The sequence below is a fragment of the Enterobacter cloacae complex sp. 402C9 genome (genome assembly GCF_050030745.1).
Taxonomy (GTDB): domain Bacteria; phylum Pseudomonadota; class Gammaproteobacteria; order Enterobacterales; family Enterobacteriaceae; genus Enterobacter; species Enterobacter intestinihominis.
This window is the reverse complement of record NZ_JBLGUW010000001.1, coordinates 4,202,885-4,224,592: the sequence shown is the minus strand read 5'-3', so window position 1 is coordinate 4,224,592 and position 21,708 is coordinate 4,202,885. Positions and strand designations below refer to the sequence as shown.

Annotated in this window: 17 protein-coding genes; 12 read left to right on the top strand and 5 right to left on the bottom strand. The window is 56.2% G+C overall.

The annotated features are described in order from the left end of the window. Positions 1-6 precede the first annotated feature (6 nt). From aroQ to ACQG1K_RS20075, 4 genes are all read right to left on the bottom strand, one after another. Positions 7-459: a type II 3-dehydroquinate dehydratase gene (gene aroQ, locus ACQG1K_RS20090; protein ID WP_022649568.1), complete on the bottom strand. Its 453-nt coding sequence runs from the start codon at positions 457-459 to the stop codon at positions 7-9. 234 nt (positions 460-693) lie between these two features. Continuing rightward, complete coding sequence (gene msrQ, locus ACQG1K_RS20085) at positions 694-1,293, bottom strand: protein-methionine-sulfoxide reductase heme-binding subunit MsrQ (protein WP_199126326.1); 600 nt, start codon at positions 1,291-1,293, stop codon at positions 694-696. Continuing rightward, a complete protein-coding gene (gene msrP / locus ACQG1K_RS20080; protein WP_199126324.1) occupies positions 1,294-2,295 on the bottom strand; it encodes a protein-methionine-sulfoxide reductase catalytic subunit MsrP in 1,002 nt (333 codons plus the stop codon). A 77-nt stretch (positions 2,296-2,372) separates the two neighbouring features. Further along, complete coding sequence (locus ACQG1K_RS20075) at positions 2,373-3,347, bottom strand: MDR family oxidoreductase (RefSeq protein ID WP_023298743.1); 975 nt, start codon at positions 3,345-3,347, stop codon at positions 2,373-2,375. Positions 3,348-3,530: 183 nt separating this feature from the next. Here ACQG1K_RS20075 and csrD point away from each other — a divergent pair, with 183 nt between their 5' ends. The 8 genes from csrD to tldD all read left to right on the top strand — a co-directional run bounded on the left by csrD (position 3,531) and on the right by tldD (position 15,804). Then, complete coding sequence (gene csrD, locus ACQG1K_RS20070; protein ID WP_022649564.1) at positions 3,531-5,471, top strand: RNase E specificity factor CsrD; 1,941 nt, start codon at positions 3,531-3,533, stop codon at positions 5,469-5,471. A gap of 282 nt (positions 5,472-5,753) precedes the next feature. Then, a complete protein-coding gene (gene mreB, locus ACQG1K_RS20065) occupies positions 5,754-6,797 on the top strand; it encodes a rod shape-determining protein MreB (protein ID WP_000913396.1) in 1,044 nt (347 codons plus the stop codon). Between the two features lie 62 nt (positions 6,798-6,859). Next, complete coding sequence (mreC, locus tag ACQG1K_RS20060; protein WP_003860400.1) at positions 6,860-7,876, top strand: rod shape-determining protein MreC; 1,017 nt, start codon at positions 6,860-6,862, stop codon at positions 7,874-7,876. Continuing rightward, positions 7,876-8,364 (top strand): rod shape-determining protein MreD, encoded by a 489-nt coding sequence (gene mreD / locus ACQG1K_RS20055; RefSeq protein ID WP_003860402.1) that lies wholly within the window; start codon positions 7,876-7,878, stop codon positions 8,362-8,364. The genes mreC and mreD overlap by 1 nt, the downstream gene beginning before the upstream one ends. A gap of 9 nt (positions 8,365-8,373) precedes the next feature. Continuing rightward, positions 8,374-8,967 (top strand): Maf family protein, encoded by a 594-nt coding sequence (locus tag ACQG1K_RS20050; protein WP_367074900.1) that lies wholly within the window; start codon positions 8,374-8,376, stop codon positions 8,965-8,967. Continuing rightward, positions 8,957-10,426 carry a ribonuclease G gene (rng, locus tag ACQG1K_RS20045; protein ID WP_003860405.1) on the top strand — a complete coding sequence of 490 codons (1,470 nt, stop codon included), beginning with the start codon at positions 8,957-8,959 and terminating at the stop codon, positions 10,424-10,426. Before ACQG1K_RS20050 ends, rng begins: the two co-directional genes overlap by 11 nt. Before the next feature lie 42 nt (positions 10,427-10,468). After that, a complete protein-coding gene (gene yhdP / locus ACQG1K_RS20040; protein WP_367074902.1) occupies positions 10,469-14,275 on the top strand; it encodes an AsmA2 domain-containing protein YhdP in 3,807 nt (1,268 codons plus the stop codon). Positions 14,276-14,358: 83 nt separating this feature from the next. Continuing rightward, complete coding sequence (gene tldD / locus ACQG1K_RS20035; protein WP_199126317.1) at positions 14,359-15,804, top strand: metalloprotease TldD; 1,446 nt, start codon at positions 14,359-14,361, stop codon at positions 15,802-15,804. A 112-nt stretch (positions 15,805-15,916) separates the two neighbouring features. On the opposite strand, the gene aaeR is transcribed toward tldD, so the two are convergent. Then, positions 15,917-16,843 carry an HTH-type transcriptional activator AaeR gene (gene aaeR, locus ACQG1K_RS20030; protein WP_022649561.1) on the bottom strand — a complete coding sequence of 309 codons (927 nt, stop codon included), beginning with the start codon at positions 16,841-16,843 and terminating at the stop codon, positions 15,917-15,919. Positions 16,844-17,021: 178 nt separating this feature from the next. On the opposite strand from aaeR, the gene aaeX reads away from it, so the two are divergent. The 4 genes from aaeX (at position 17,022) to ACQG1K_RS20010 (ending at position 21,679) form a co-directional block, all read left to right on the top strand. Continuing rightward, positions 17,022-17,225 (top strand): p-hydroxybenzoic acid efflux pump operon protein AaeX, encoded by a 204-nt coding sequence (aaeX, locus tag ACQG1K_RS20025; protein WP_003860416.1) that lies wholly within the window; start codon positions 17,022-17,024, stop codon positions 17,223-17,225. Between the two features lie 7 nt (positions 17,226-17,232). After that, on the top strand, positions 17,233-18,165 hold the full coding sequence (gene aaeA / locus ACQG1K_RS20020) for a p-hydroxybenzoic acid efflux pump subunit AaeA (protein ID WP_023298740.1): 933 nt from the start codon (positions 17,233-17,235) through the stop codon (positions 18,163-18,165). 5 nt (positions 18,166-18,170) lie between these two features. Next, on the top strand, positions 18,171-20,138 hold the full coding sequence (gene aaeB, locus ACQG1K_RS20015; protein WP_023298739.1) for a p-hydroxybenzoic acid efflux pump subunit AaeB: 1,968 nt from the start codon (positions 18,171-18,173) through the stop codon (positions 20,136-20,138). Between the two features lie 86 nt (positions 20,139-20,224). Beyond that, positions 20,225-21,679: an NAD-dependent succinate-semialdehyde dehydrogenase gene (locus ACQG1K_RS20010; protein WP_022649558.1), complete on the top strand. Its 1,455-nt coding sequence runs from the start codon at positions 20,225-20,227 to the stop codon at positions 21,677-21,679. Positions 21,680-21,708 lie beyond the last annotated feature (29 nt).

The window sequence follows — 21,708 nt, the reverse complement described above, 5'->3', positions numbered from 1 at the left end:
TCTTGTTTAGTGTGATTGTGACAAGCGTTTTACCGCTGTCTGTAAAGCGTATGAATAGCCGTCTGCACCCAGCCCACATATCACGCCAGCGGCGATATCTGACAAGTAGGAATGGTGGCGGAACGGCTCTCGGGCGTGCACGTTACTCAGATGGATCTCGATAAACGGGATACTCACCGCGAGCAGTGCGTCGCGTATAGCAACACTGGTGTGCGTAAACGCGGCCGGATTGATCAGGATATAGTCCACAGTGTCTTTAGCCTGATGAATACGGTCGATGATTGCGTACTCCGCGTTTGACTGAAAATGGTCCAAATCCACATTCAGCGAGGCTGCTTCCGTACCCAGACGGTTAACAATTTCGCTCAATGTCAGCGTGCCGTACTTCTCTGGCTCACGGGTGCCGAGCATGTTCAGGTTCGGTCCGTTCAATACTAAAATTTGGAATTTGTCAGCCATTGTGCCGCTATCTCCTGCGATTTTCGGGTAAAAAACAACATATACCCTCAACACGCAATTGTCACCCTTTCAGAGGCCAAAAACCCCTGTCCGGAAAACCGAAGTCGCACATTATAACGATTTCGTAGCATTTGGCAGCTAAATACTGGTCTTATCAGGGAAGATTATCAACCGCTATCCGAAAAAGATTCGCGGCTGATAAATAATCTGCGGGAAAACGCACAGTTTCGTGGACTATCGTACCCACTGGCGGAACTTCTTATAACGCCATGCTAAAAGGGCCAATGCCAGCAGGGTGTAGATGACCGGCTGAGGAGATAATATCTTCACCGACCACAGGTAATGGATGGGCGCGAGGATCGCGACAAGATAGACGAAGTTGTGCAGCAGTTGCCAGCGCCGTCCCATTTTTCGCTGCGCGTACTGCGTGGATGTCAGCGTCAGCGCCAGTAAAACCAGCCAGCATACGATACCCAGCGTCAGATAAGGACGCGTAACCAGTTCGCTGCCAAGGAGTGCCAGGTTGTTAATGCCCAGTTCCAGCAGGGCGTAACTGGTGAGATGCAGCGTCGCCCAGGCGAAACACCATAGCCCCAAAAGCCGACGGGTACGTATTAGCAATGGCTGTTTAGCGTAGCGCGCAAGCGGTGAGACGAGCAAGGTCGCCAGCAAAAATTTCAGAGCCATCCGACCCGTAAAATGCTGAATATCTTTAGCCGGATCGGCACTGAACTGTCCCTGGCTGGCTGCCCAAAAGAGCCAGATAAAGGGGAGCAATCCGGCTAAATGCAGGAGTACCTTCAGCCAGGTTATCTGCTTTGCCGTTAAACGCACTTAGAAGTTCTCCCGTAAATTCAGCCCACGATAGAGGGATGCCACCTCATCTGCATAGCCGTTAAACAGCAGCGTTGGCTGGCGTTTAACATCCAGCGCGCCGCCGGAACCGATAAAACGTTCCGTCGCTTGCGACCAGCGTGGATGATCAACGTGCGGGTTAACGTTGGCAAAAAAACCATACTCATCTGGCGCTGCGAGGTTCCAGGTGGTGGGTGGGCGTTCACGGGTGAGCTTAATGCTGACGATCGATTTGATGCCCTTGAAACCGTATTTCCACGGTACGGTCAGGCGAATGGGCGCCCCGTTTTGCGGCGGCAGCGCTTTGCCGTAAACCCCGACGGTGAGCAGCGTAAGCGGATGCATGGCTTCGTCGAGACGTAAACCTTCAACGTAGGGATACTCCAGCCCGCCGCCGATAAACCGATCCTTCTGGCCTGGCATCTCGTCCGGGGCATAGCGCGTCTGGAAGGAAACATACTTCGCGTTGCTGGTGGGCTCAACCAGCGCCAGCAGTTTATGCAAAGGGAAACCTACCCACGGCACCACCATCGACCAGGCTTCCACACAGCGCATACGGTAAATGCGTTCTTCAAGTGGGAAGCGGGTGGTGAGGTCATGATGATCCAGCGTCAGCGGCTTTGCCACTTCGCCATCAATCTTCAGCGTCCAGGGATCGGTTTTCATGCTCCCGGCGTTGGCGGCAGGATCGGCCTTATCGAGGCCAAACTCATAGAAGTTGTTATAGCCGGTGACTTTATCTTCCGGCGTCAACGTCAGTTTATTCTGCCACTGCGCCGGTTTCGTGAAGTTAAGCGGTGCGCCAGAGGGGACTTTCGGGCGGTCGTTGCCCTTAAACCAGTCGAGCAGATCGGCGTGGGCCGCAGGGGTGAGCGTCAGGGCAGTGGCGCTGATGCCAAGCATTTTCAGGATCTGGCGACGCTGTAGCATAAAGACAGACTCGGACGTTACGTCGGCTTCCGTCAGTTTTCGGGTTTTCATGGCATCCTCCGTCAGGCGTTTTTCTAAGCATGACGGAGGAGGAGGGTTAGCGCGAATATGTCACGAAAATTTGAAGATTAGGCGATTTTAACCAGCGCACGACCGTGGAACTGGTTGTCCATGATTTTATTGGCGTACTCTGGCGCCTGGCTCAGGGTGATCTCAGTGGCGCTCTGCTCATAGAATGAGGCGGGCAGATCCCGCGCCAGACGTTCCCAGGCCTCAGCCCGCCGCTCGGCTGGGGTCATGACCGAATCGACACCCTGAAGACGCACGTTACGCAGAATAAATGGCATCACCGTCGTCGGCAGGGCAAAACCACCCGCCAGACCACAGGCCGCCACGCAGCCACCGTAATTCATTTGCGCCAGCACCTTCGCCAGCACTTTGTCGCCGACGGTATCTACAGCGCCAGCCCAGACCTGTTTTTCCAGCGGACGGGTCTCGGCGAATTCGTCGCGGCTCAGAATACGGCTTGCGCCCAACTGACGTAGATAATCATGCGTACTTTCGCGGCCAGAGACGGCGGCGACCTGGTACCCCAGCTTGTGCAGCAGCGTGACGGCCGTGCTGCCCACGCCACCGCTGGCGCCGGTCACGACAATTTCGCCAGAGTCAGGACGGATCCCGGCCTCTTCCAGCGCCATCACGCAGAGCATGGCGGTGAAACCTGCCGTGCCGACGATCATCGCCTTACGGCCGTCCAGGCCTTTCGGCATCGGGACCAGCCAGTCACCTTTTACGCGCGCCTGCGCTGCCAGTCCTCCCCAGTGGTTTTCACCTACGCCCCAGCCGGTGAGCAGCACCTGCTGTCCGGCGTGAAAACGCGGATCTTCACTGGTATGCACGCGACCAGCCAAGTCGATGCCTGGCACCATTGGGAAATTTCGGATGATTTTACCTTTTCCCGTAATGGCCAGTGCATCTTTATAGTTCAGGCTTGACCAGTCGATATCTACGGTCACGTCGCCCTCCGGCAGGCGGCTCTCGTCAATGGCTTGCACCGAGGCAACGGTTTTGCCGTCCTGCTGTTCTAAGATCAAAGCCTGCATACAGGGTCCTCACTAGGATTGATGATGGGAAAATATGTACTGAAGACTATACTCGCTCAATGAAACGCAGTGCCGATTTAACGCAATAAATTGCCAGATACACCAGGTTTGGTAGTATGCCGCATTTGAAATGCAAGTTAGCGCTCACTTGCGACCCCTTCAACCCACGGAGTAATCTCAAGGATGCGATTAACGACGAAGTTCTCAGCTTTTATCACCTTGCTGACGGGACTGACCATATTTGTCACGCTAATCGGCTGCTCGCTGAGCTTTTATAATGCCATCCAGGATAAGCTGGTTAACCGGGTAGAATCGGTTGCATCGGTTATCGACACTCGCCTGATTACAACCTCCTTCCCGGCACTTTCGCGTGAACTGGATGAGTTAATGGTGCCTGTGGATATCGTGCAGATCGACATTAAACAGGGGAAGCAGACCGTTTTCAGCCATACCCGTCAGGGCAGCTACCGTCCTGCCGGCACGGTAGATCAGTATCGGGACATAACGGTACGCTCACTTAAACATCCGGGTATGACAATCCATCTGATGTACCAGGATCCGATGAGCAACTATTTACGCTCGCTCATGACCACCGCGCCCTTAACCATCGCCGTAGCCTTGATCGTCCTGCTGATTTTCCTCGCCGTTCGCTGGCAGCGTCGTCAACTTTCCGGCCAGGAACTGCTGGAAACACGCTCGGTGCGAATACTGAATGGCGAGCGGGGTCCGCAGGTACGGGGATCGGTTTATGAATGGCCATCACGTACCAGTAGCGCCCTGGACGTGCTGCTCTCCGAAATCCAGTTTGCCAGCGATCAGCGTAGCCGTATGGACACGTTGATTCGCTCCTACGCCGCGCAGGATAACAAAACGGGCCTTAACAACCGTCTCTTCTTTGATAATCAGCTGGCTACGCTTCTTGATGACCCCGAAAAGGTGGGGACGCATGGCGTGGTAATGATGATTCGCCTGCCCGACTTCGATCTGCTCCGTGATACCTGGGGCCAGCGCGTGGCGGAAGAGAACCTCTTCACGCTGATTAACCTGCTGTCCACCTTTATTATGCGCTACCCCGGCGCGTTACTGGCACGCTACCACCGCAGCGACTTTGCCGTCTTGCTGCCGCATCGCACCTTAAAGGAGTCCGAGAGTATCGCCAGCCAGCTGTTGAAAGCCGTCGATGCGCTACCCCAGAGCAAAATGCTCGACCGCGACGACATGGTGCATATGGGCATCTGTGCCTGGCGCGGCGGTCAGTCGACGGAGCAGGTGATGGAACATGCAGAAGCGGCCACGCGCAACGCCGTATTGCAGGGGGCGAACGGATGGGCGGTCTATGATGATACGCTACCGGAAAAAGGGCGCGGCAACGTACGCTGGCGAACCCTGATTGAACAGATGCTGAGCCGGGGTGGACCGCGCATCTATCAAAAACCGGCGGTCATAAAAAATGGTCATGTCCATCATCGTGAGCTGATGTGCCGTATTTTTGATGGGACCGAGGAGGTTATCTCCGCAGAGTATTTGCCGATGGTGCTGCAATTCGGATTGTCCGAAGAGTATGACCGCCAGCAAATCACCCGCCTCATTCCGTTTTTATCGTACTGGCCTGAAGAAAATCTGGCTTTACAGGTGACCGTCGAATCGCTGATCCGTCCGCGTTTTCAGCGTTGGTTACGTGACACGTTAATGCAATGCGAAAAATCGCAACGCAAACGCATTATTTTTGAACTTGCAGAGGCAGATGTAGGTCAACACATCAGCCGATTGCGCTCGGTTGTGCGTTTAATCAATGCGCTTGGGGCTCGCGTGGCGGTAACACAGGCGGGTCTTACCCTGGTCAGCACCAGCTGGATCAAAGAGCTGGATGTCGAATTATTGAAGCTGCATCCGGGTCTGGTAAGGAATATCGAAAAGCGCACGGAAAACCAGCTGCTGGTACAAAGCCTGGTGGAGGCGTGCAAAGGAACGCAAACGCAAGTATTTGCCGCAGGCGTACGTTCACGCAGTGAATGGCAGATGTTGACAGAGCGCGGCGTGACGGGCGGTCAGGGGGATTTTTTTGCCGCCTCTCAGCCGCTTGACACCAATGTGAAAAAATATTTGCAAAGATACTCTGTTTGACCTGCCGTTTACTTTGTTTTCACGTAGAATATCGCGCCTGTAGCTTTGAGTAAGACGAGCATAAAAGCCAGTGAACGACCTTTTATAGGTTACAAGTGAAAGTGAGGGACGCTGCTGTTTACTCAGCCCTGAGGGATTCAGGGGATGAATTTGTAACAAAGGAAACGTGCTGCACTAATTTTCACCGTAGCAGACGATTTTTGCGCCTTGTCGCTGCTGCGTGTGGTTGGTAAAGTAAGCGGATTTTGTTTTCCGCCCCAGCTTTCAGGATTATCCCTTAGTATGTTGAAAAAATTTCGTGGCATGTTTTCCAATGACCTGTCCATTGACCTGGGTACCGCGAATACCCTTATCTATGTAAAAGGACAAGGCATCGTATTGAATGAGCCTTCCGTTGTGGCCATTCGTCAGGATCGTGCTGGCTCGCCAAAAAGCGTGGCCGCAGTAGGCCATGATGCGAAGCAGATGCTGGGCCGTACGCCGGGCAACATTGCCGCGATCCGCCCAATGAAAGATGGCGTTATTGCTGACTTCTTCGTGACCGAAAAAATGCTTCAGCACTTCATCAAGCAGGTTCACAGCAACAGCTTCATGCGCCCAAGCCCGCGCGTACTGGTGTGTGTGCCGGTTGGCGCAACCCAGGTTGAACGCCGTGCAATCCGTGAATCCGCTCAGGGTGCCGGTGCGCGTGAAGTGTTCCTGATTGAAGAACCGATGGCTGCGGCAATTGGTGCGGGTCTGCCGGTTTCTGAAGCAACCGGTTCTATGGTGGTGGATATCGGTGGCGGTACCACTGAAGTGGCCGTTATCTCCCTGAACGGCGTGGTGTACTCCTCTTCCGTGCGTATCGGCGGCGACCGTTTCGACGAAGCCATCATCAATTACGTTCGCCGTAACTACGGCTCTCTGATCGGTGAAGCGACCGCAGAGCGCATCAAGCATGAAATCGGTTCTGCCTACCCGGGTGATGAAGTTCGCGAGATCGAAGTTCGCGGTCGTAACCTGGCAGAAGGCGTGCCACGCGGATTCACCCTGAACTCCAACGAAATCCTGGAAGCGTTGCAGGAGCCGCTGACCGGCATCGTGAGCGCGGTGATGGTTGCGCTGGAACAGTGCCCGCCAGAGCTGGCCTCCGATATCTCCGAGCGCGGTATGGTTCTGACCGGTGGTGGTGCGCTGCTGCGTAACCTCGACCGCCTGTTAATGGAAGAGACAGGTATTCCTGTCGTAGTTGCAGAAGATCCACTGACTTGCGTCGCCCGTGGTGGTGGCAAGGCGCTGGAAATGATCGACATGCACGGCGGCGACTTGTTTAGCGAAGAGTAGTCGGGTGTGAGAGGGTAGCAAATGGCTACCCTTTCTCTCTGACGCGAGAATACGCATAGCCTATGAAGCCAATTTTTAGCCGTGGCCCGTCGCTACAGTTTCGCCTGATCCTGGCGGTTCTGGTGGCGCTCGGGGTCATTATTGCCGATAGCCGCCTCGGTACGTTCAGCCAGATCCGAACGTACATGGATACCGCCGTCAGTCCTTTCTACTTTATTTCAAATGGTCCCCGTGAACTGCTCGACTCCGTGTCGCAAACGCTTTCATCGCGTGACCAGCTCGAACTCGAAAACCGTGCATTACGCCAGGAACTGCTGCTGAAAAACAGCGAGCTACTGATGCTGGGGCAATATAAGCAGGAAAACGCGCGTCTGCGGGAACTGCTTGGCTCGCCGCTGCGCCAGGATGAACAGAAAATGGTCACCCAGGTGATCTCCACCGTAAACGATCCATACAGCGATCAGGTGGTGATTGATAAAGGCAGCGTGAACGGCGTATACGAAGGTCAGCCTGTCATCAGCGATAAAGGCGTTGTGGGCCAGGTCGTGGCGGTTGCCAAACTGACCAGCCGTGTGCTGCTGATTTGCGATGCCACCCATGCACTGCCGATTCAGGTGCTGCGTAACGATATTCGCGTAATTGCCGCCGGTAATGGTTGTACGGACGATCTGCAACTGGAACACCTGCCCGCCAACACGGATATCCGCGTGGGTGACGTGCTGGTGACGTCTGGTCTGGGCGGTCGTTTCCCTGAAGGCTACCCGGTTGCGGTTGTCTCTTCCGTGAAGCTCGACACTCAACGTGCCTACACCGTGATCCAGGCGCGTCCAACGGCTGGCTTGCAGCGTTTACGCTACCTGCTGCTGCTATGGGGCGCCGATCGCAACGGCGCTAACCCGATGACGCCGGAAGATGTGCATCGCGTGGCCAATGAGCGCCTGATGCAGATGATGCCGCAGGTGCTGCCTGCGCCGGATGCAATGGGGCCACCTGCGCCCGTACCGGCTCCGGCGACGGGGTTAACGCAGCCGCTACCGGATGCGCCGCCACCGCCGCAAGTCTCGGGTGGAGGGCAGTAGTGGCCAGTTATCGTAGCCAGGGGCGCTGGGTAATCTGGCTCTCATTCCTCGTTGCATTGTTGCTGCAAATTATGCCCTGGCCGGACGACATTCTTGTTTTCCGGCCAAACTGGGTATTACTCATTTTGCTCTACTGGATCCTTGCCCTGCCGCACCGCGTAAATGTCGGCACAGGTTTTGTGATGGGTGCCATACTGGATCTTATCAGTGGCTCTACGCTTGGCGTCCGCGCCTTATCCATGAGCATTATTGCGTATCTCGTTGCACTCAAATTCCAGCTCTTTCGTAACCTTGCGCTCTGGCAACAGGCGCTGGTGGTGATGTTGTTGTCGCTCGCTGCGGATATCGTTGTTTTCTGGGCAGAGTTTTTAGTGATCAACGTCTCTTTCCGACCGGAAGTGTTCTGGAGTAGTGTAGTAAACGGTGTGCTCTGGCCGTGGCTGTTCCTGCTGATGCGTAAAATTCGCCAGCAGTTTGCCGTGCAATAAAAGGTTTCTATGACGTCTTTGTATCTTGCCTCCGGTTCTCCGCGTCGCCAGGAACTGCTCGCGCAGTTGGGTGTATCCTTCGAACGCATCGTTACCGGTATCGAAGAAAAACGTGCTGAGGGCGAAAGCGCTCAGCAGTATGTCTCCCGTCTGGCGCGTGAAAAAGCGCAGGCGGGCGTTGCATGCGTGCCGCGTGACTTACCGGTGCTGGGGGCCGATACCATCGTCATCCTCAATGGTGAGGTGCTTGAGAAACCCCGCGACGCAGACCATGCTGCGCGGATGCTGCGTAACATGTCCGGACAAACCCATCAGGTGATGACGGCGGTAGCGCTGGCAGACAGCCAGTACGTTCTGGATTGCCTTATGGTAACGGAAGTGACGTTCAGAGTCCTCACCGACGAGGAGATCGCCGGCTATGTCGCCAGCGGTGAACCTATGGATAAAGCAGGTGCATACGGTATTCAAGGGTTGGGTGGCTGTTTTGTCAGGAAGATAAATGGCAGCTATCACGCCGTAGTCGGCTTACCGCTGGTGGAAACGTATGAGTTGCTGAGCAATTTTAACTCACTGCGTGAGGGAAGGGATAATTATGACGGCTGAATTGTTGGTAAACGTAACGCCATCGGAAACCCGTGTGGCCTACATTGATGGTGGCATTCTTCAGGAAATTCATATTGAGCGTGAAGCGCGGCGCGGAATCGTAGGCAATATCTACAAAGGTCGTGTCAGTCGTGTACTGCCGGGTATGCAGGCGGCTTTTGTAGATATTGGGCTCGATAAAGCGGCGTTTTTACACGCCTCCGACATCATGCCGCATACCGAATGCGTGGCAGGCGAAGAGCAAAAGCAGTTTGCCGTGCGCGACATCTCTGAGCTGGTGCGTCAGGGCCAGGATCTGATGGTGCAGGTGGTAAAAGATCCGCTGGGCACCAAAGGCGCGCGTCTGACCACCGACATCACCCTTCCTTCACGTTATCTGGTCTTTATGCCGGGGGCGTCGCACGTCGGCGTGTCACAGCGTATTGAGAGCGAAAGCGAGCGTGAACGCCTGAAAAAGGTGGTCAGCGCCTACTGCGACGAGCAGGGTGGGTTTATTATCCGTACCGCAGCGGAAGGGATCAGCGAAGAAGACCTGGCCTCGGATGCGGCCTATCTGAAGCGCGTCTGGACCAAAGTGATGGAGCGTAAAAAACGCAACCAGACCCGCTACCGGCTGTACGGTGAGCTGGCGCTCGCTCAGCGCGTATTACGTGATTTCGCCGATGCGCAGCTCGACCGAATCCGCGTGGACTCGCGTCTGACGTACGAAGCCTTACTGGAGTTCACCGCCGAGTACATCCCGGAAATGCCGGGGCTGCTGGAGCATTACACCGGACGCCAGCCGATATTTGATCTCTATGACGTTGAAAACGAGATCCAGCGTGCGCTGGAGCGTAAGGTTGAGCTGAAATCGGGTGGCTATCTGATTATTGATCAGACCGAAGCGATGACCACCGTCGACATCAACACCGGCGCGTTTGTCGGCCATCGCAACCTCGATGACACCATCTTTAATACCAATATAGAAGCGACGCAGGCCATCGCACGCCAGCTTCGCCTGCGTAATCTGGGCGGTATTATCATCATCGACTTTATCGATATGAATAATGAAGACCACCGCCGTCGCGTGCTGCACTCCCTGGAGCAGGCGCTGAGTAAAGATCGCGTGAAAACCAGCATCAATGGCTTCTCGCAGCTCGGTCTGGTGGAAATGACCCGGAAACGGACCCGCGAAAGCGTGGAACATGTCCTGTGTAATGAGTGTCCAACCTGCCATGGACGCGGAACGGTAAAGACGGTGGAGACGGTCTGCTACGAGATCATGCGTGAGATTGTCCGTGTCCATCATGCCTACGACTCAGACCGTTTTCTGGTCTATGCTTCCCCTGCGGTGGCGGAGGCCCTGAAAGGGGAAGAGTCGCACGCGCTGGCGGAAGTGGAAATCTTTGTCGGCAAACAGGTAAAAGTGCAAATTGAGCCGCTCTATAACCAGGAGCAGTTTGACGTCGTCATGATGTAAACGCAGTTCGCTGCGAGATTTAAGGCTGACAAGGAGAGACGCGTGAGGCGATTGCCGGGGATTTTACTGCTTACAGGGGCAACGCTGGTCGTGATTGTCGCGTTGCTCGTGAGCGGGCTGCGTCTCGCCTTGCCGCATCTGGACAGCTGGCGGCCGCAGATCCTGGCAAAAATCGAATCTGCCACCGGTCTGCCGGTGGACGTGAGCCATATCGAGGCAAGCTGGCAGAACTTTGGCCCGACGCTTGATGCGCGGGATATCAGCGCCATCCTGAAAGATGGCGGCCATCTTAAAATCAAACGCGTCACCCTGGCGCTGGATGTCTGGCAAAGCCTGCTGCATCTGCGCTGGCAGTTTCGCGATCTCACCTTCTGGCAACTTCAGCTTATGACCAACACGCCGCTGCAAAGCGGCGACAGCGATCGTGGGCTGGAAACCAGCCGTATCAGCGATCTCTTCCTGCGTCAGTTCGATCATTTCGATCTCCGCGACAGCGAAGTGAGCTTTATAACCCTTTCCGGACAGCGCGCTGAGCTGGCGATCCCACAGCTGACCTGGCTAAACGGGAAAGATCGCCACCGCGCCGAGGGGCAGGTGAATCTCTCCAGCCTGAACGGGCAGCACGGCGTTATGCAGGTGCGGATGGATCTGCGCGACGACAATGGCCTGCTGAACAACGGCAGGGTGTGGCTACAGGCGGACGACGTGGACGTGAAGCCGTGGCTGGGTGAGTGGCTACAGCAGAACATGCAGCTGGAAACCGCGCGCTTCAGCCTGGAAGGCTGGATGACCCTGACGAACGGGGCATTCGCCAGCGGCGATATCTGGCTTAAGCAGGGGGGCGCGAGCTGGAAGGGGGAAAACCATCAGCATCAGCTTTCCGTCGATAACCTCACCGCACACGTGACGCAGGATAAAGGCGGCTGGCAGTTCGCTATTCCGGATACGCGCATCTCCATGGATAACAAACCCTGGCCGCGCGGCGCGCTGACGCTGGCGTGGATGCCGGAGCAGGACGTCGGCGGGATAAACGGTAAACGCAGCGATGAGCTGCGTATCCGCGCCAGTAACCTGGATCTGACGGCGATCGAAGGGCTGCGTTCAATGGCCGCAAAACTCTCCCCGGAGCTGGGCGAAATCTGGCTGGCGACGCAACCGAGCGGGCAGATAAACCGGCTGGCGCTGGATATTCCGCTCCAGGCCACGGAAAAGACGCGTTTTCAGGCGGCATGGAAAAATCTCGCATGGAAAAAGTGGAAGCTGCTGCCGGGTGCCGAGCACTTCAGCGGTAAACTGGAAGGAAGCGTGGAAAACGGCAGGCTGACGGCAGAAATGCAGGAAGCAAAAATGCCGTACGAAACGGTCTTCCGTGCGCCACTGGAGATCGAAAAGGGAAACGCCACCCTCAACTGGCTGAAGAATGACAAAGGTTTTCAGCTCGATGGTCGCGATATTGATGTAAAAGCCAAAGCGGTACATGCCCGCGGTAATTTCCGTTATCTACAGCCTGAAGGCGATGAGCCGTGGCTGGGCATTCTGGCGGGCATCAGCACGGATGATGGTTCGCAGGCGTGGCGCTACTTCCCGGAAAACCTGATGGGGAAAGCGCTGGTAGACTATCTCAGCGGCGCCATTCAGGGCGGTCAGGCGGATAACGCCACGCTGGTCTACGGCGGCAATCCGCACCTGTTCCCGTATAAGCATAACGAAGGCCAGTTCCAGGTTCTGGTGCCGCTACGCAACGCCACCTATGCCTTCCAGCCGGACTGGCCCGCGCTGAAGAATCTGAATATCGAACTCAACTTCCTGAATGACGGCTTGTGGATGAAGACGGACAGCGTTGCGCTGGGCGGCGTAACGGCAAGCAACCTGACGGCAAACATCCCGGATTACTCCAAAGAGAAACTGCTGATTGATGCGGATATTAATGGGCCGGGTAAAGCGGTTGGCCCATATTTTGAAGATACGCCGCTGGATGACTCCCTGGCGGCCACTCTCCAGCAGTTGCAGTTAGATGGTGATGTGAATGCTCGCTTACATCTGGATATCCCGCTCGACGGTGAAATGACCACCGCCAAAGGCGACGTTCGTCTGAACAATAACAGCCTCTATATCAAGCCGCTGGACAGCACGCTGAAAAACCTTAGCGGTCAGTTCAGCTTTGTTAACGGCAATCTGAAAAGTAAGCCGCTGAAAGCGACCTGGTTCAATCAACCCGTCAATATCGATTTCTCCACCACCGAGGGCGATAAAGCCTACCAGGTGGCGGTCAATATGGACGCGAACTGGCAGCCGTCACGCATGGATGTTCTGCCGAAGCCGATTGAGAATGCGGTGGACGGCGCGGTGTCATGGAATGGCAAGGTCGCCATCGATCTGCCTTATCATGCCGGTGCGCGCTATAACGTCGACATTACGGGCGATCTGAAAAACCTCAGTAGCCAGCTTCCCGCACCGCTGAACAAGAAAAGCGGTGAAGCACTGCCCGTCAACGTAAAGGTTGCGGGCAACCTTAACAGCTTCGATTTAACCGGAAACGCTGGCGGAACAAACCACTTCAACAGCCGCTGGCTGCTTAACCGCAAGCTGACGCTGGACAGGGCGATCTGGACGACGGACAGCCGTACCACGCCGCCGCTGCCGGAGCAGGCGGGCATTGAACTGAATCTCCCGCCGATGGATGGCGCAGAGTGGCTGGCACTGTTTCAGAAAGGTGTCGGGCAAAACGTCGATCAAACGGCGCAGTTCCCGCAGTCCATTACCTTGCGCACGCCTGCGCTGACGCTAGGTGGGCAGCAGTGGAACAACCTGAGTATTGTCTCCCGGCCGACGGTGAACGGCTCAAAGGTCGAGGCGCAGGGGCGTGAAATTAACGGTTCGTTGACGATGCGCGATAACGCGCCATGGCAGGCGGCTATCCGTTATCTCTATTACAACCCGACCTTTACGGCGTCTAAAACACAGTCGACAAGTACGTCTCCTTTCAGCAGCAGTGGAACGTCGCGCGTGGATTTCAGCAACTGGCCCGATCTCCAGCTGCACTGTGCGGAGTGCTGGCTGTGGGGACAGAAATATGGCCGTATCGACGGTGATTTTGCTATTCAGGGCAATACGCTGAGCCTCTCTGGTGGGCTGGTGGATACCGGCTTTGGCCGCATGACCGCCGCTGGCGAGTGGGTGAACAAACCGGGTGAACAGCGCACCTCGCTGAAGGGCGATATTAAAGGCAACAAGCTGGACTCCGCGGCTAACTTCTTTGGGATCAGCACGCCGCTTCGCGGATCGTCCTTCGATGTGAATTACGATCTGCACTGGCGCGCGGCACCGTGGCAGCCGGACGTTGCCTCGCTGAACGGTATCCTCAGAACCCGTTTTGGTAAGGGACAAATTGCCGATGTTAGCACCGGTCATGCAGGGCAAATACTGCGCCTGCTGAGCTTTGACGCGCTGCTGCGCAAGCTGCGCTTCGATTTCAGCGATACCTTCAACGACGGTTTCTATTATGACTCCATTCGCGGAACGGCCTGGATCAAGGACGGCGTGATGCATACCGATGATACGCTGCTGGACGGCCTGGAAGCGGACATCGCCATGAAAGGATCAGTGAACCTCGTGCGCCGGGAGCTGGATATGGAAGCGGTTGTTGCCCCGGAAATCTCCGCTACAGTGGGTGTCGCTACCGCTTTTGTGGTCAATCCGATAATCGGCGCGGCGGTATTTGCCGCCAGCAAAGTGCTGGGGCCGCTCTGGAGCAAAGTCTCGATTCTGCGCTACCGCATTACGGGCCCAATCGATAAACCGCAGATTAATGAAGTGCTGCGCCAGCCGCGCAAAGAAGCACAGCAATGATTTGACGTGGGCAGGTAATTGCCTCACTCTCAATAATATTGATTTTATACCGCCACCGGCGGCAACGAACGAGTAGCAATACGATGAGTCTGAACCTGGTAAGTGAACATTTGCTCGCAGCGAACGGCCTGAGCCATCAGGACCTGTTCTCCATTCTTGGTCAACTGACCGAACGCCGCCTCGACTACGGCGATCTCTATTTCCAGTCGAGCTATCACGAATCCTGGGTTTTAGAAGACAGCATCATTAAAGATGGTTCTTATAACATTGACCAGGGCGTCGGCGTGCGCGCCGTCAGCGGCGAAAAAACCGGTTTTGCTTATGCAGACCAGATAAGCCTGGCCGCGCTGGAGCAGAGCGCGCAGGCGGCGCGAACCATTGTGCGTGATACCGGCGACGGTCGCGTGAAAACCCTGGGTGAAGTGCAGCACGCTGCGCTCTATACCAGCATCGATCCGTTGCAGAGCATGAGCCGCGAAGAGAAGCTGGACATCCTGCGTCGCGTGGACAAAGTGGCTCGCGCGGCGGACAAACGCGTGCAGGAAGTCTCTGCCAGTCTGAGCGGGGTCTATGAGCTGATTCTGGTGGCGGCGACGGACGGTACGCTGGCCGCCGACGTGCGTCCGCTTGTGCGCCTCTCTATCAGCGTGCAGGTGGAAGACGACGGCAAGCGCGAGCGCGGCTCAAGCGGTGGCGGCGGTCGTTTTGGCTACGACTGGTTCCTCGGCGACGTTGACGGCGAAGCACGCGCGGATACGTGGGCAAAAGAAGCCGTGCGCATGGCGCTGGTCAACCTGTCTGCCGTGGCGGCACCTGCCGGTACGCTGCCGGTGGTTCTGGGCGCAGGCTGGCCTGGCGTGCTGCTGCACGAAGCGGTCGGTCACGGCCTGGAGGGGGATTTCAACCGTCGCGGGACGTCCGTATTCAGCGGTCAGATGGGGCAGCTTGTCTCCTCCGAGCTGTGTACCGTGGTGGATGATGGCACTATGCTCGACCGTCGCGGCTCGATTTCTATCGACGATGAAGGCACGCCGGGCCAGTACAACGTGCTGATCGAAAATGGCGTACTGAAAGGTTACATGCAGGACAAGCTTAACGCGCGTCTGATGGGCGTTGCGCCAACGGGTAACGGTCGTCGCGAATCCTACGCACACCTGCCGATGCCGCGCATGACCAACACCTACATGCTGCCGGGTAAATCCACGCCGCAGGAGATTATCGAATCCGTTGATTACGGGATCTTCGCGCCGAACTTTGGCGGCGGCCAGGTGGATATCACCTCCGGTAAATTTGTCTTCTCTACCTCAGAGGCGTATCTGATTGAGAAGGGCAAAGTGACCAAAGCGGTGAAGGGCGCAACCCTGATTGGCTCTGGCATTGAGGCCATGCAGCAGATTTCCATGGTGGGTAACGACCTGAAGCTGGATAACGGCGTGGGCGTTTGCGGCAAAGAGGGCCAGAGCCTGCCTGTGGGCGTCGGTCAGCCTACGCTGAAGGTTGATAACCTGACGGTGGGCGGCACGGCGTAATTTTTTCATTTTCCCCTCACCCTAACCCTCTCCCCAACGGGGAGAGGGGACTGCTCCGTGCCGTCTTTTCTCCCTCGCCCCTTTGGGGAGAGGGCCGGGGTGAGGGGGAGGCCTACTCTTTCCTTCTTCCCCGCATCCCCTGAAACAGCTCTGCCACTTCCACAAAATAGTCCGTCAGATAGTTAATACAGACCTGCACCTTCAGCGGCAGCTTGTCCTTTTCGGTATAGAGCGCGTACACCGGGCGCGGATCCGACTGGTAGCGCGGGAAGAGGATCTCCAGTTCGCCGCTGTTGATCTCGTTGATCACCCACATCAGCGGCACGTAGGCGATCCCGGCCCCGGCCACCAGCCAGCGTGAGATGGTCATCGGATCGTTGGTCACGAAACGGCCTTCAGGCAGCAGTTTGGTGGAAAGCCCTTCTGGCGCGATCAGTTCAAATTCGTTATCTGGGCGAACGCTGTATTCCAGCCACGAGTGGTTGCTAAGGTCGGCAGGTTTTTCCGGTACGCCATACTGTGCCAGATAGCTTTTCGAAGCGCAGACCACCATCGGCATGCTGCCCAGTCGACGCGAGAACAGGCTCGAGTCCTGCAATGCGCCAACGCGGATCACCACGTCTAACCCATCGGCAATCAGATCCGGTGCCGGAATACCCGTTACCAGATTAACGGTTAAACCGGGATACTCTTTCAGCATTTCCGCCGTCATGGCAGCGAGAACATTTTGTGCCATAGTTGAAGAACACCCGATACGCAGCGTGCCGATAGGCGTGTTGTTAAAGGCGTAGAGCTGCTCGTGAACATCCTGCACTTCATGCAGCATTCGACGGCAGCCCTGATAGTAAATTTTACCCGCTTCCGTCAGCCCAATGCTGCGGGTGCTGCGGTTGAGCAGCTTCACCTGGAGCTCATCTTCCAGTTTTGACACTGTCTGGCTAATGGATGAGACGCTCATTTGTAGCTGACGTGCTGCGGCGGTAAAAGAGCCTTGCTCAACCACTTTCGCAAAGACGGACATGCGTTTTAGACGTTCCATTATTCACTCTGGCTTAAAAGTGATTTAGATCACATATGATAGATAACAGCATAACAGTTACGTTAATATATTATTAATTACATAACGGCTGCGCCACTCTCACCCGGCAATTCATGCTCTCCTGCGGCGGCGTGAGCTTAATAATCCAGTAACCTGCATCTCTTTAATCAAGGTCAACATGAGTCTGTTTCCCGTTATCGTGGTGTTCGGTCTGTCGTTCCCACCGATATTTTTCGAGCTTCTTTTATCACTGGCGATCTTCTGGCTGGTGCGCAAGGTGCTGGTCCCTACCGGGATTTATGATTTCGTCTGGCATCCTGCATTGTTTAATACCGCGCTGTATTGCTGCCTGTTCTATTTAATATCGCGCATGTTTGTCTGAGGTTGATGTGAAAACGCTAACAAGAAAAATCTCCCGCACTGCCATCACTATGGCGCTGGTCATCCTGGCGTTCATCGCTATTTTTCGCGCCTGGGTTTATTACACCGAATCCCCGTGGACGCGCGATGCGCGTTTCAGCGCGGAGGTGGTCGCGATAGCGCCCGATGTCGCCGGTCTCATTACGGCGGTCAATGTCCACGATAACCAGCTGGTGAAAAAAGATCAGGTACTGTTCACTATCGACCAGCCGCGCTATCAAAAAGCGCTGGAAGAAGCGGAAGCCGACGTAGCGTATTACAACGCGCTGGCCGCTGAAAAACGCCGTGAAGCAGGACGTCGTAACAAGCTGGGCATCCAGGCCATGTCCCGGGAAGAGATTGATCAGTCCAATAACGTGCTGCAAACCGTGCTGCATCAGCTGGCAAAAGCGCAGGCGACGCGCGATCTGGCGAAGCTCGATCTGGAACGTACCGTTATCCGCGCCCCGTCCGATGGCTGGGTAACCAACCTCAACGTCTATGCGGGTGAGTTTATCACGCGCGGCTCTACGGCCGTGGCGCTGGTGAAACAGAACTCTTTCTACGTCCTCGCCTATATGGAAGAGACCAAGCTGGAAGGCGTGCGTCCGGGCTATCGCGCCGAAATCACGCCGCTCGGCAGCAACCGGGTCCTGAAAGGAACCGTGGACAGCGTGGCCGCGGGGGTGACCAACGCCAGCAGTACCAATGATTCAAAAGGGATGGCGACCGTCGATTCTAACCTCGAGTGGGTTCGTCTGGCGCAGCGCGTACCGGTACGCATTCGTCTGGATGAGCAGCAGAGCAACCTCTGGCCCGCTGGCACCACGGCGACGGTAGTGATCACCGGTGAAAAAGACCGTGATGCCAGCCAGGATTCTATCTTCCGTCAAATCGCCCATCGCCTGCGCGAGTTTGGTTGATCGCTATGGGCATTTTTTCCATCGCCAGCCAGCACATCCGCTTCGCCGTGAAGCTGGCATGCGCCATTGTGCTGGCGCTGTTTGTTGGCTTCCATTTCCAGCTTGAAACGCCGCGCTGGGCTGTTCTGACCGCCGCGATCGTCGCCGCCGGTCCTGCCTTCGCGGCGGGTGGCGAACCTTACTCCGGGGCAATTCGCTATCGCGGGATGCTGCGTATTATCGGTACCTTTATCGGCTGTATCGCCGCCCTGACCATTATCATCCTGATGATCCGCACGCCGCTGCTGATGCTGATTGTATGCTGTATCTGGGCGGGTTTTTGCACCTGGGTCTCTTCGCTGGTGAAGGTGGAGAACTCGTACGCCTGGGGCCTGGCGGGATATACCGCGCTGATTATTATCATCACCATTCAGAGTGAACCGCTGCTTGCTCCGCAGTTCGCCGTGGAACGTTGCAGCGAGATTGTCATTGGTATCGTCTGCGCGATTGTCGCCGATCTGCTCTTCTCTCCGCGATCCATCAAGCAGGAAGTCGATCGTGAGCTGGACGCGCTGATTGTTGCCCAGTACCAGCTCATGCAGCTGTGCATTAAGCACGGCGACAGCGAAGAGGTCGACAAGGCCTGGAGCGCGCTGGTGCGCCGCACGCAGGCGCTGGAAGGGATGCGCAGTAATCTCAATATGGAGTCTTCCCGCTGGGAGCGTGCCAATCGTCGTCTAAAAGCGATCAATACCGTCTCGTTAACGCTGATCACCCAGGCGTGTGAAACCTACCTGATTCAGAACACTCGCCCCGAAGTGGTAACGGATACCTTCCGCGAACTGTTTGATGAGCCTGTGGAGACGGTGCAGGACGTGCATCGACAGCTTAAACGCATGCGTCGTGTGATTGCCTGGACGGGCGAACGGGATACGCCAGTCACCATTTATACCTGGGTTGGCGCCGCAACGCGCTACCTGCTTCTGAAACGCGGCGTGATTAGCAACACCAAAATCAGTGCGGCGGAAGAAGAGGTGTTACAGGGCGAAGTGGTGATCAAACCGGAATCCGCCGAGCGTCATCATGCGATGGTTAACTTCTGGCGTACCACCCTGGCCTGTATACTCGGCACGCTGTTCTGGCTGTGGACCGGCTGGACGTCCGGCAGCGGCGCGATGGTGATGATTGCCGTCGTTACCGCGCTGGCGATGCGTCTGCCCAACCCGCGCATGGTCGCTATTGATTTTCTGTACGGCACCATTGCGGCGTTACCCATTGGCGCGCTCTACTTCCTGGTAATCATCCCCTCGACGCAGCAAAGCATGCTTTTGCTCTGTATCAGCCTGGCGGTGATGGCGTTCTTTATCGGGATTGAGGTACAAAAACGCCGTCTGGGATCGTTAGGTGCGCTGGCGAGTACGATTAACATCCTCGTGCTGGATAACCCGATGACCTTCCATTTCAGCCAGTTCCTGGATAGCGCATTAGGCCAGCTGGTGGGCTGTTTCCTGGCGATGATGGTGATCCTGCTGGTGCGGGATAACTCTCAGGCGCGGACAGGGCGCGTGCTGCTCAATCAGTTTGTGTCGGCCGCCGTATCGTCCTTGACCACCAACACCGCGCGGCGCAAGCAGAACCACCTTCCGGCTCTTTACCAGCAACTGTTCCTGCTGTTGAATAAATTCCCGGGCGATGTCGCTCGCTTCCGTCTGGCGTTAACCATGATTATCGCGCACCAGCGTCTGCGGAACGCGCCAGTGCCGATCAACGACGATTTGTCCGCTTTCCACCGCCAGCTACGGCGAACGGCGGACCATGTGATATCGGCATCCAGTGATGACAAACGTCGCCGCTACTTTAAGCAACTGCTGGAGGAGCTGGATATCTACCAGGAGAAACTGCGAGTCTGGGAAGCCCCGCCGCAGGTTACCGAGCCGGTAGAGCGGCTGGTGTTTATGCTGCACCGCTACCAGAATGCGCTGACAGACAGCTAACGAAGAGAAAACCGACGCCAAAAGCGTCGGTTTTTTTGTGGCTATACTTATTCTTGCAGGTTCAAACATTCAGGAAGGGAGGACACATGACAACCCAGGCTCTTCAGGACAGTATTCTTTTTCAGACCGGGTATCTGGTTAACGGTATCTGGAAAACACTCGACACCACGTTTGATGTGCTAAACCCGGCCACGGGTGAGGTGGTTGCGAAAGTGGCGAAAGCAGGGAAAGCCGAAACCGAAGAGGCCATTGCGGCCGCGACGAAAGCCTTTCCCGCATGGCGCGCAAAAACGGCAAAAGAGCGTTCCGCGATCCTCTATCGTTGGTATGAACTGATTATCGAGAACAAAAGCTGGCTCGGGCGGCTGATGACCACCGAGCAGGGCAAGCCGCTGAAAGAGGCTGAGGGCGAGGTGGACTACGCTGCCAGCTTTATTCAGTGGTTTGCGGAGCAGGCCAAGCGCGCTAACGGTGAAATCATTCCTCCGGTTAAACCCGGCTCCCGTATTCTGGCCACTCGTGAACCTGTTGGGGTGGTTGCTGCTATCACGCCATGGAATTTCCCGATGGCTATGCTCACCCGTAAGCTCGGCCCGGCGCTGGCAGCAGGATGTACCGGCGTCATCAAGCCTGCAAACAACACGCCGCTGAGCGCCTTTGCGCTGCTGACGCTGGCGAAGCAGGCCGGTGTGCCGGATGGTGTGCTGAATGCGGTCGCGGGGAGCACCTCAGAAATTAGCGACGCCATTATGGCCAGCCATGACGTGCGCAAAATCTCGTTTACGGGGTCAACCGCCGTCGGGAAAACGCTGGTTCGCAATTCCGCTGAGACCATGAAAAAGGTATCGATGGAGCTGGGCGGCAATGCGCCGTATATCGTTTTCGAGGACGCGGATATTGAGGCCGCCGTCAAAGGCGCCATCGCCAATAAATTCCGTAACGCCGGGCAGGTCTGCGTCAGCGTAAACCGTTTCTATATTCAGGAGACGGTCTATGACAAGTTTGTCAATCAGCTTGCCGATGCGGTGAAGGCGCTGAAGGTGGGTAACGGTCTGGACGAAGGCGTCGTTGTCGGCCCGCTGATTGAGCCTTCGGCTGTCGAGAAAGTCCGTGAGCACGTCGAAGATGCGGTAGCGAAGGGGGCCACGGTGCTGGCTGGGGGTAAACCGCACGAACTTGGCGGCAACTTCTGGATGCCAACCGTACTCGGTGACTGCCATGAAGGCATGAAGCTGGCAGAAGAGGAGACCTTTGGTCCCGTTGCCGCCTGCTTCCGCTTCACGTCGGAAGACGAAGTGGTTATGCGCGCTAACAATACGCCTTACGGGCTGGCGGCCTACTTTTATACCCAGAATCTCTCGCGCGTGTTCCGCGTCTCACAGGCCATTGAGAGCGGCATGATCGGAATTAATGAATGTGCGGTCTCGACCGAGCTGGGTCCGTTTGGGGGCGTAAAAGAGTCCGGGCTGGGGCGCGAGGGGTCCGTGCTGGGGCTGGAGGAGTTTCTGGAAGTTAAAACCCTGCATATCGGGGGCTTATAATAGACAGGGCGGCATCTGCCGCCCGCCTG

What these genes read in the sequence shown, in the direction of transcription:
- aaeB (WP_023298739.1), top strand. Translation starts at nt 18,171, where the DNA reads ATGGGCATTTTTTCCATCGCCAGCCAGCACATCCGCTTCGCCGTGAAG.
- rng (WP_003860405.1), top strand. Translation starts at nt 8,957, where the DNA reads ATGACGGCTGAATTGTTGGTAAACGTAACGCCATCGGAAACCCGTGTG.
- aaeR (WP_022649561.1), bottom strand. Translation starts at nt 16,843, where the DNA reads ATGGAACGTCTAAAACGCATGTCCGTCTTTGCGAAAGTGGTTGAGCAA.
- ACQG1K_RS20050 (WP_367074900.1), top strand. Translation starts at nt 8,374, where the DNA reads ATGACGTCTTTGTATCTTGCCTCCGGTTCTCCGCGTCGCCAGGAACTG.
- ACQG1K_RS20075 (WP_023298743.1), bottom strand. Translation starts at nt 3,347, where the DNA reads ATGCAGGCTTTGATCTTAGAACAGCAGGACGGCAAAACCGTTGCCTCG.
- mreB (WP_000913396.1), top strand. Translation starts at nt 5,754, where the DNA reads ATGTTGAAAAAATTTCGTGGCATGTTTTCCAATGACCTGTCCATTGAC.
- msrP (WP_199126324.1), bottom strand. Translation starts at nt 2,295, where the DNA reads ATGAAAACCCGAAAACTGACGGAAGCCGACGTAACGTCCGAGTCTGTC.
- mreC (WP_003860400.1), top strand. Translation starts at nt 6,860, where the DNA reads ATGAAGCCAATTTTTAGCCGTGGCCCGTCGCTACAGTTTCGCCTGATC.
- ACQG1K_RS20010 (WP_022649558.1), top strand. Translation starts at nt 20,225, where the DNA reads ATGACAACCCAGGCTCTTCAGGACAGTATTCTTTTTCAGACCGGGTAT.
- aroQ (WP_022649568.1), bottom strand. Translation starts at nt 459, where the DNA reads ATGGCTGACAAATTCCAAATTTTAGTATTGAACGGACCGAACCTGAAC.
- csrD (WP_022649564.1), top strand. Translation starts at nt 3,531, where the DNA reads ATGCGATTAACGACGAAGTTCTCAGCTTTTATCACCTTGCTGACGGGA.
- aaeX (WP_003860416.1), top strand. Translation starts at nt 17,022, where the DNA reads ATGAGTCTGTTTCCCGTTATCGTGGTGTTCGGTCTGTCGTTCCCACCG.
- tldD (WP_199126317.1), top strand. Translation starts at nt 14,359, where the DNA reads ATGAGTCTGAACCTGGTAAGTGAACATTTGCTCGCAGCGAACGGCCTG.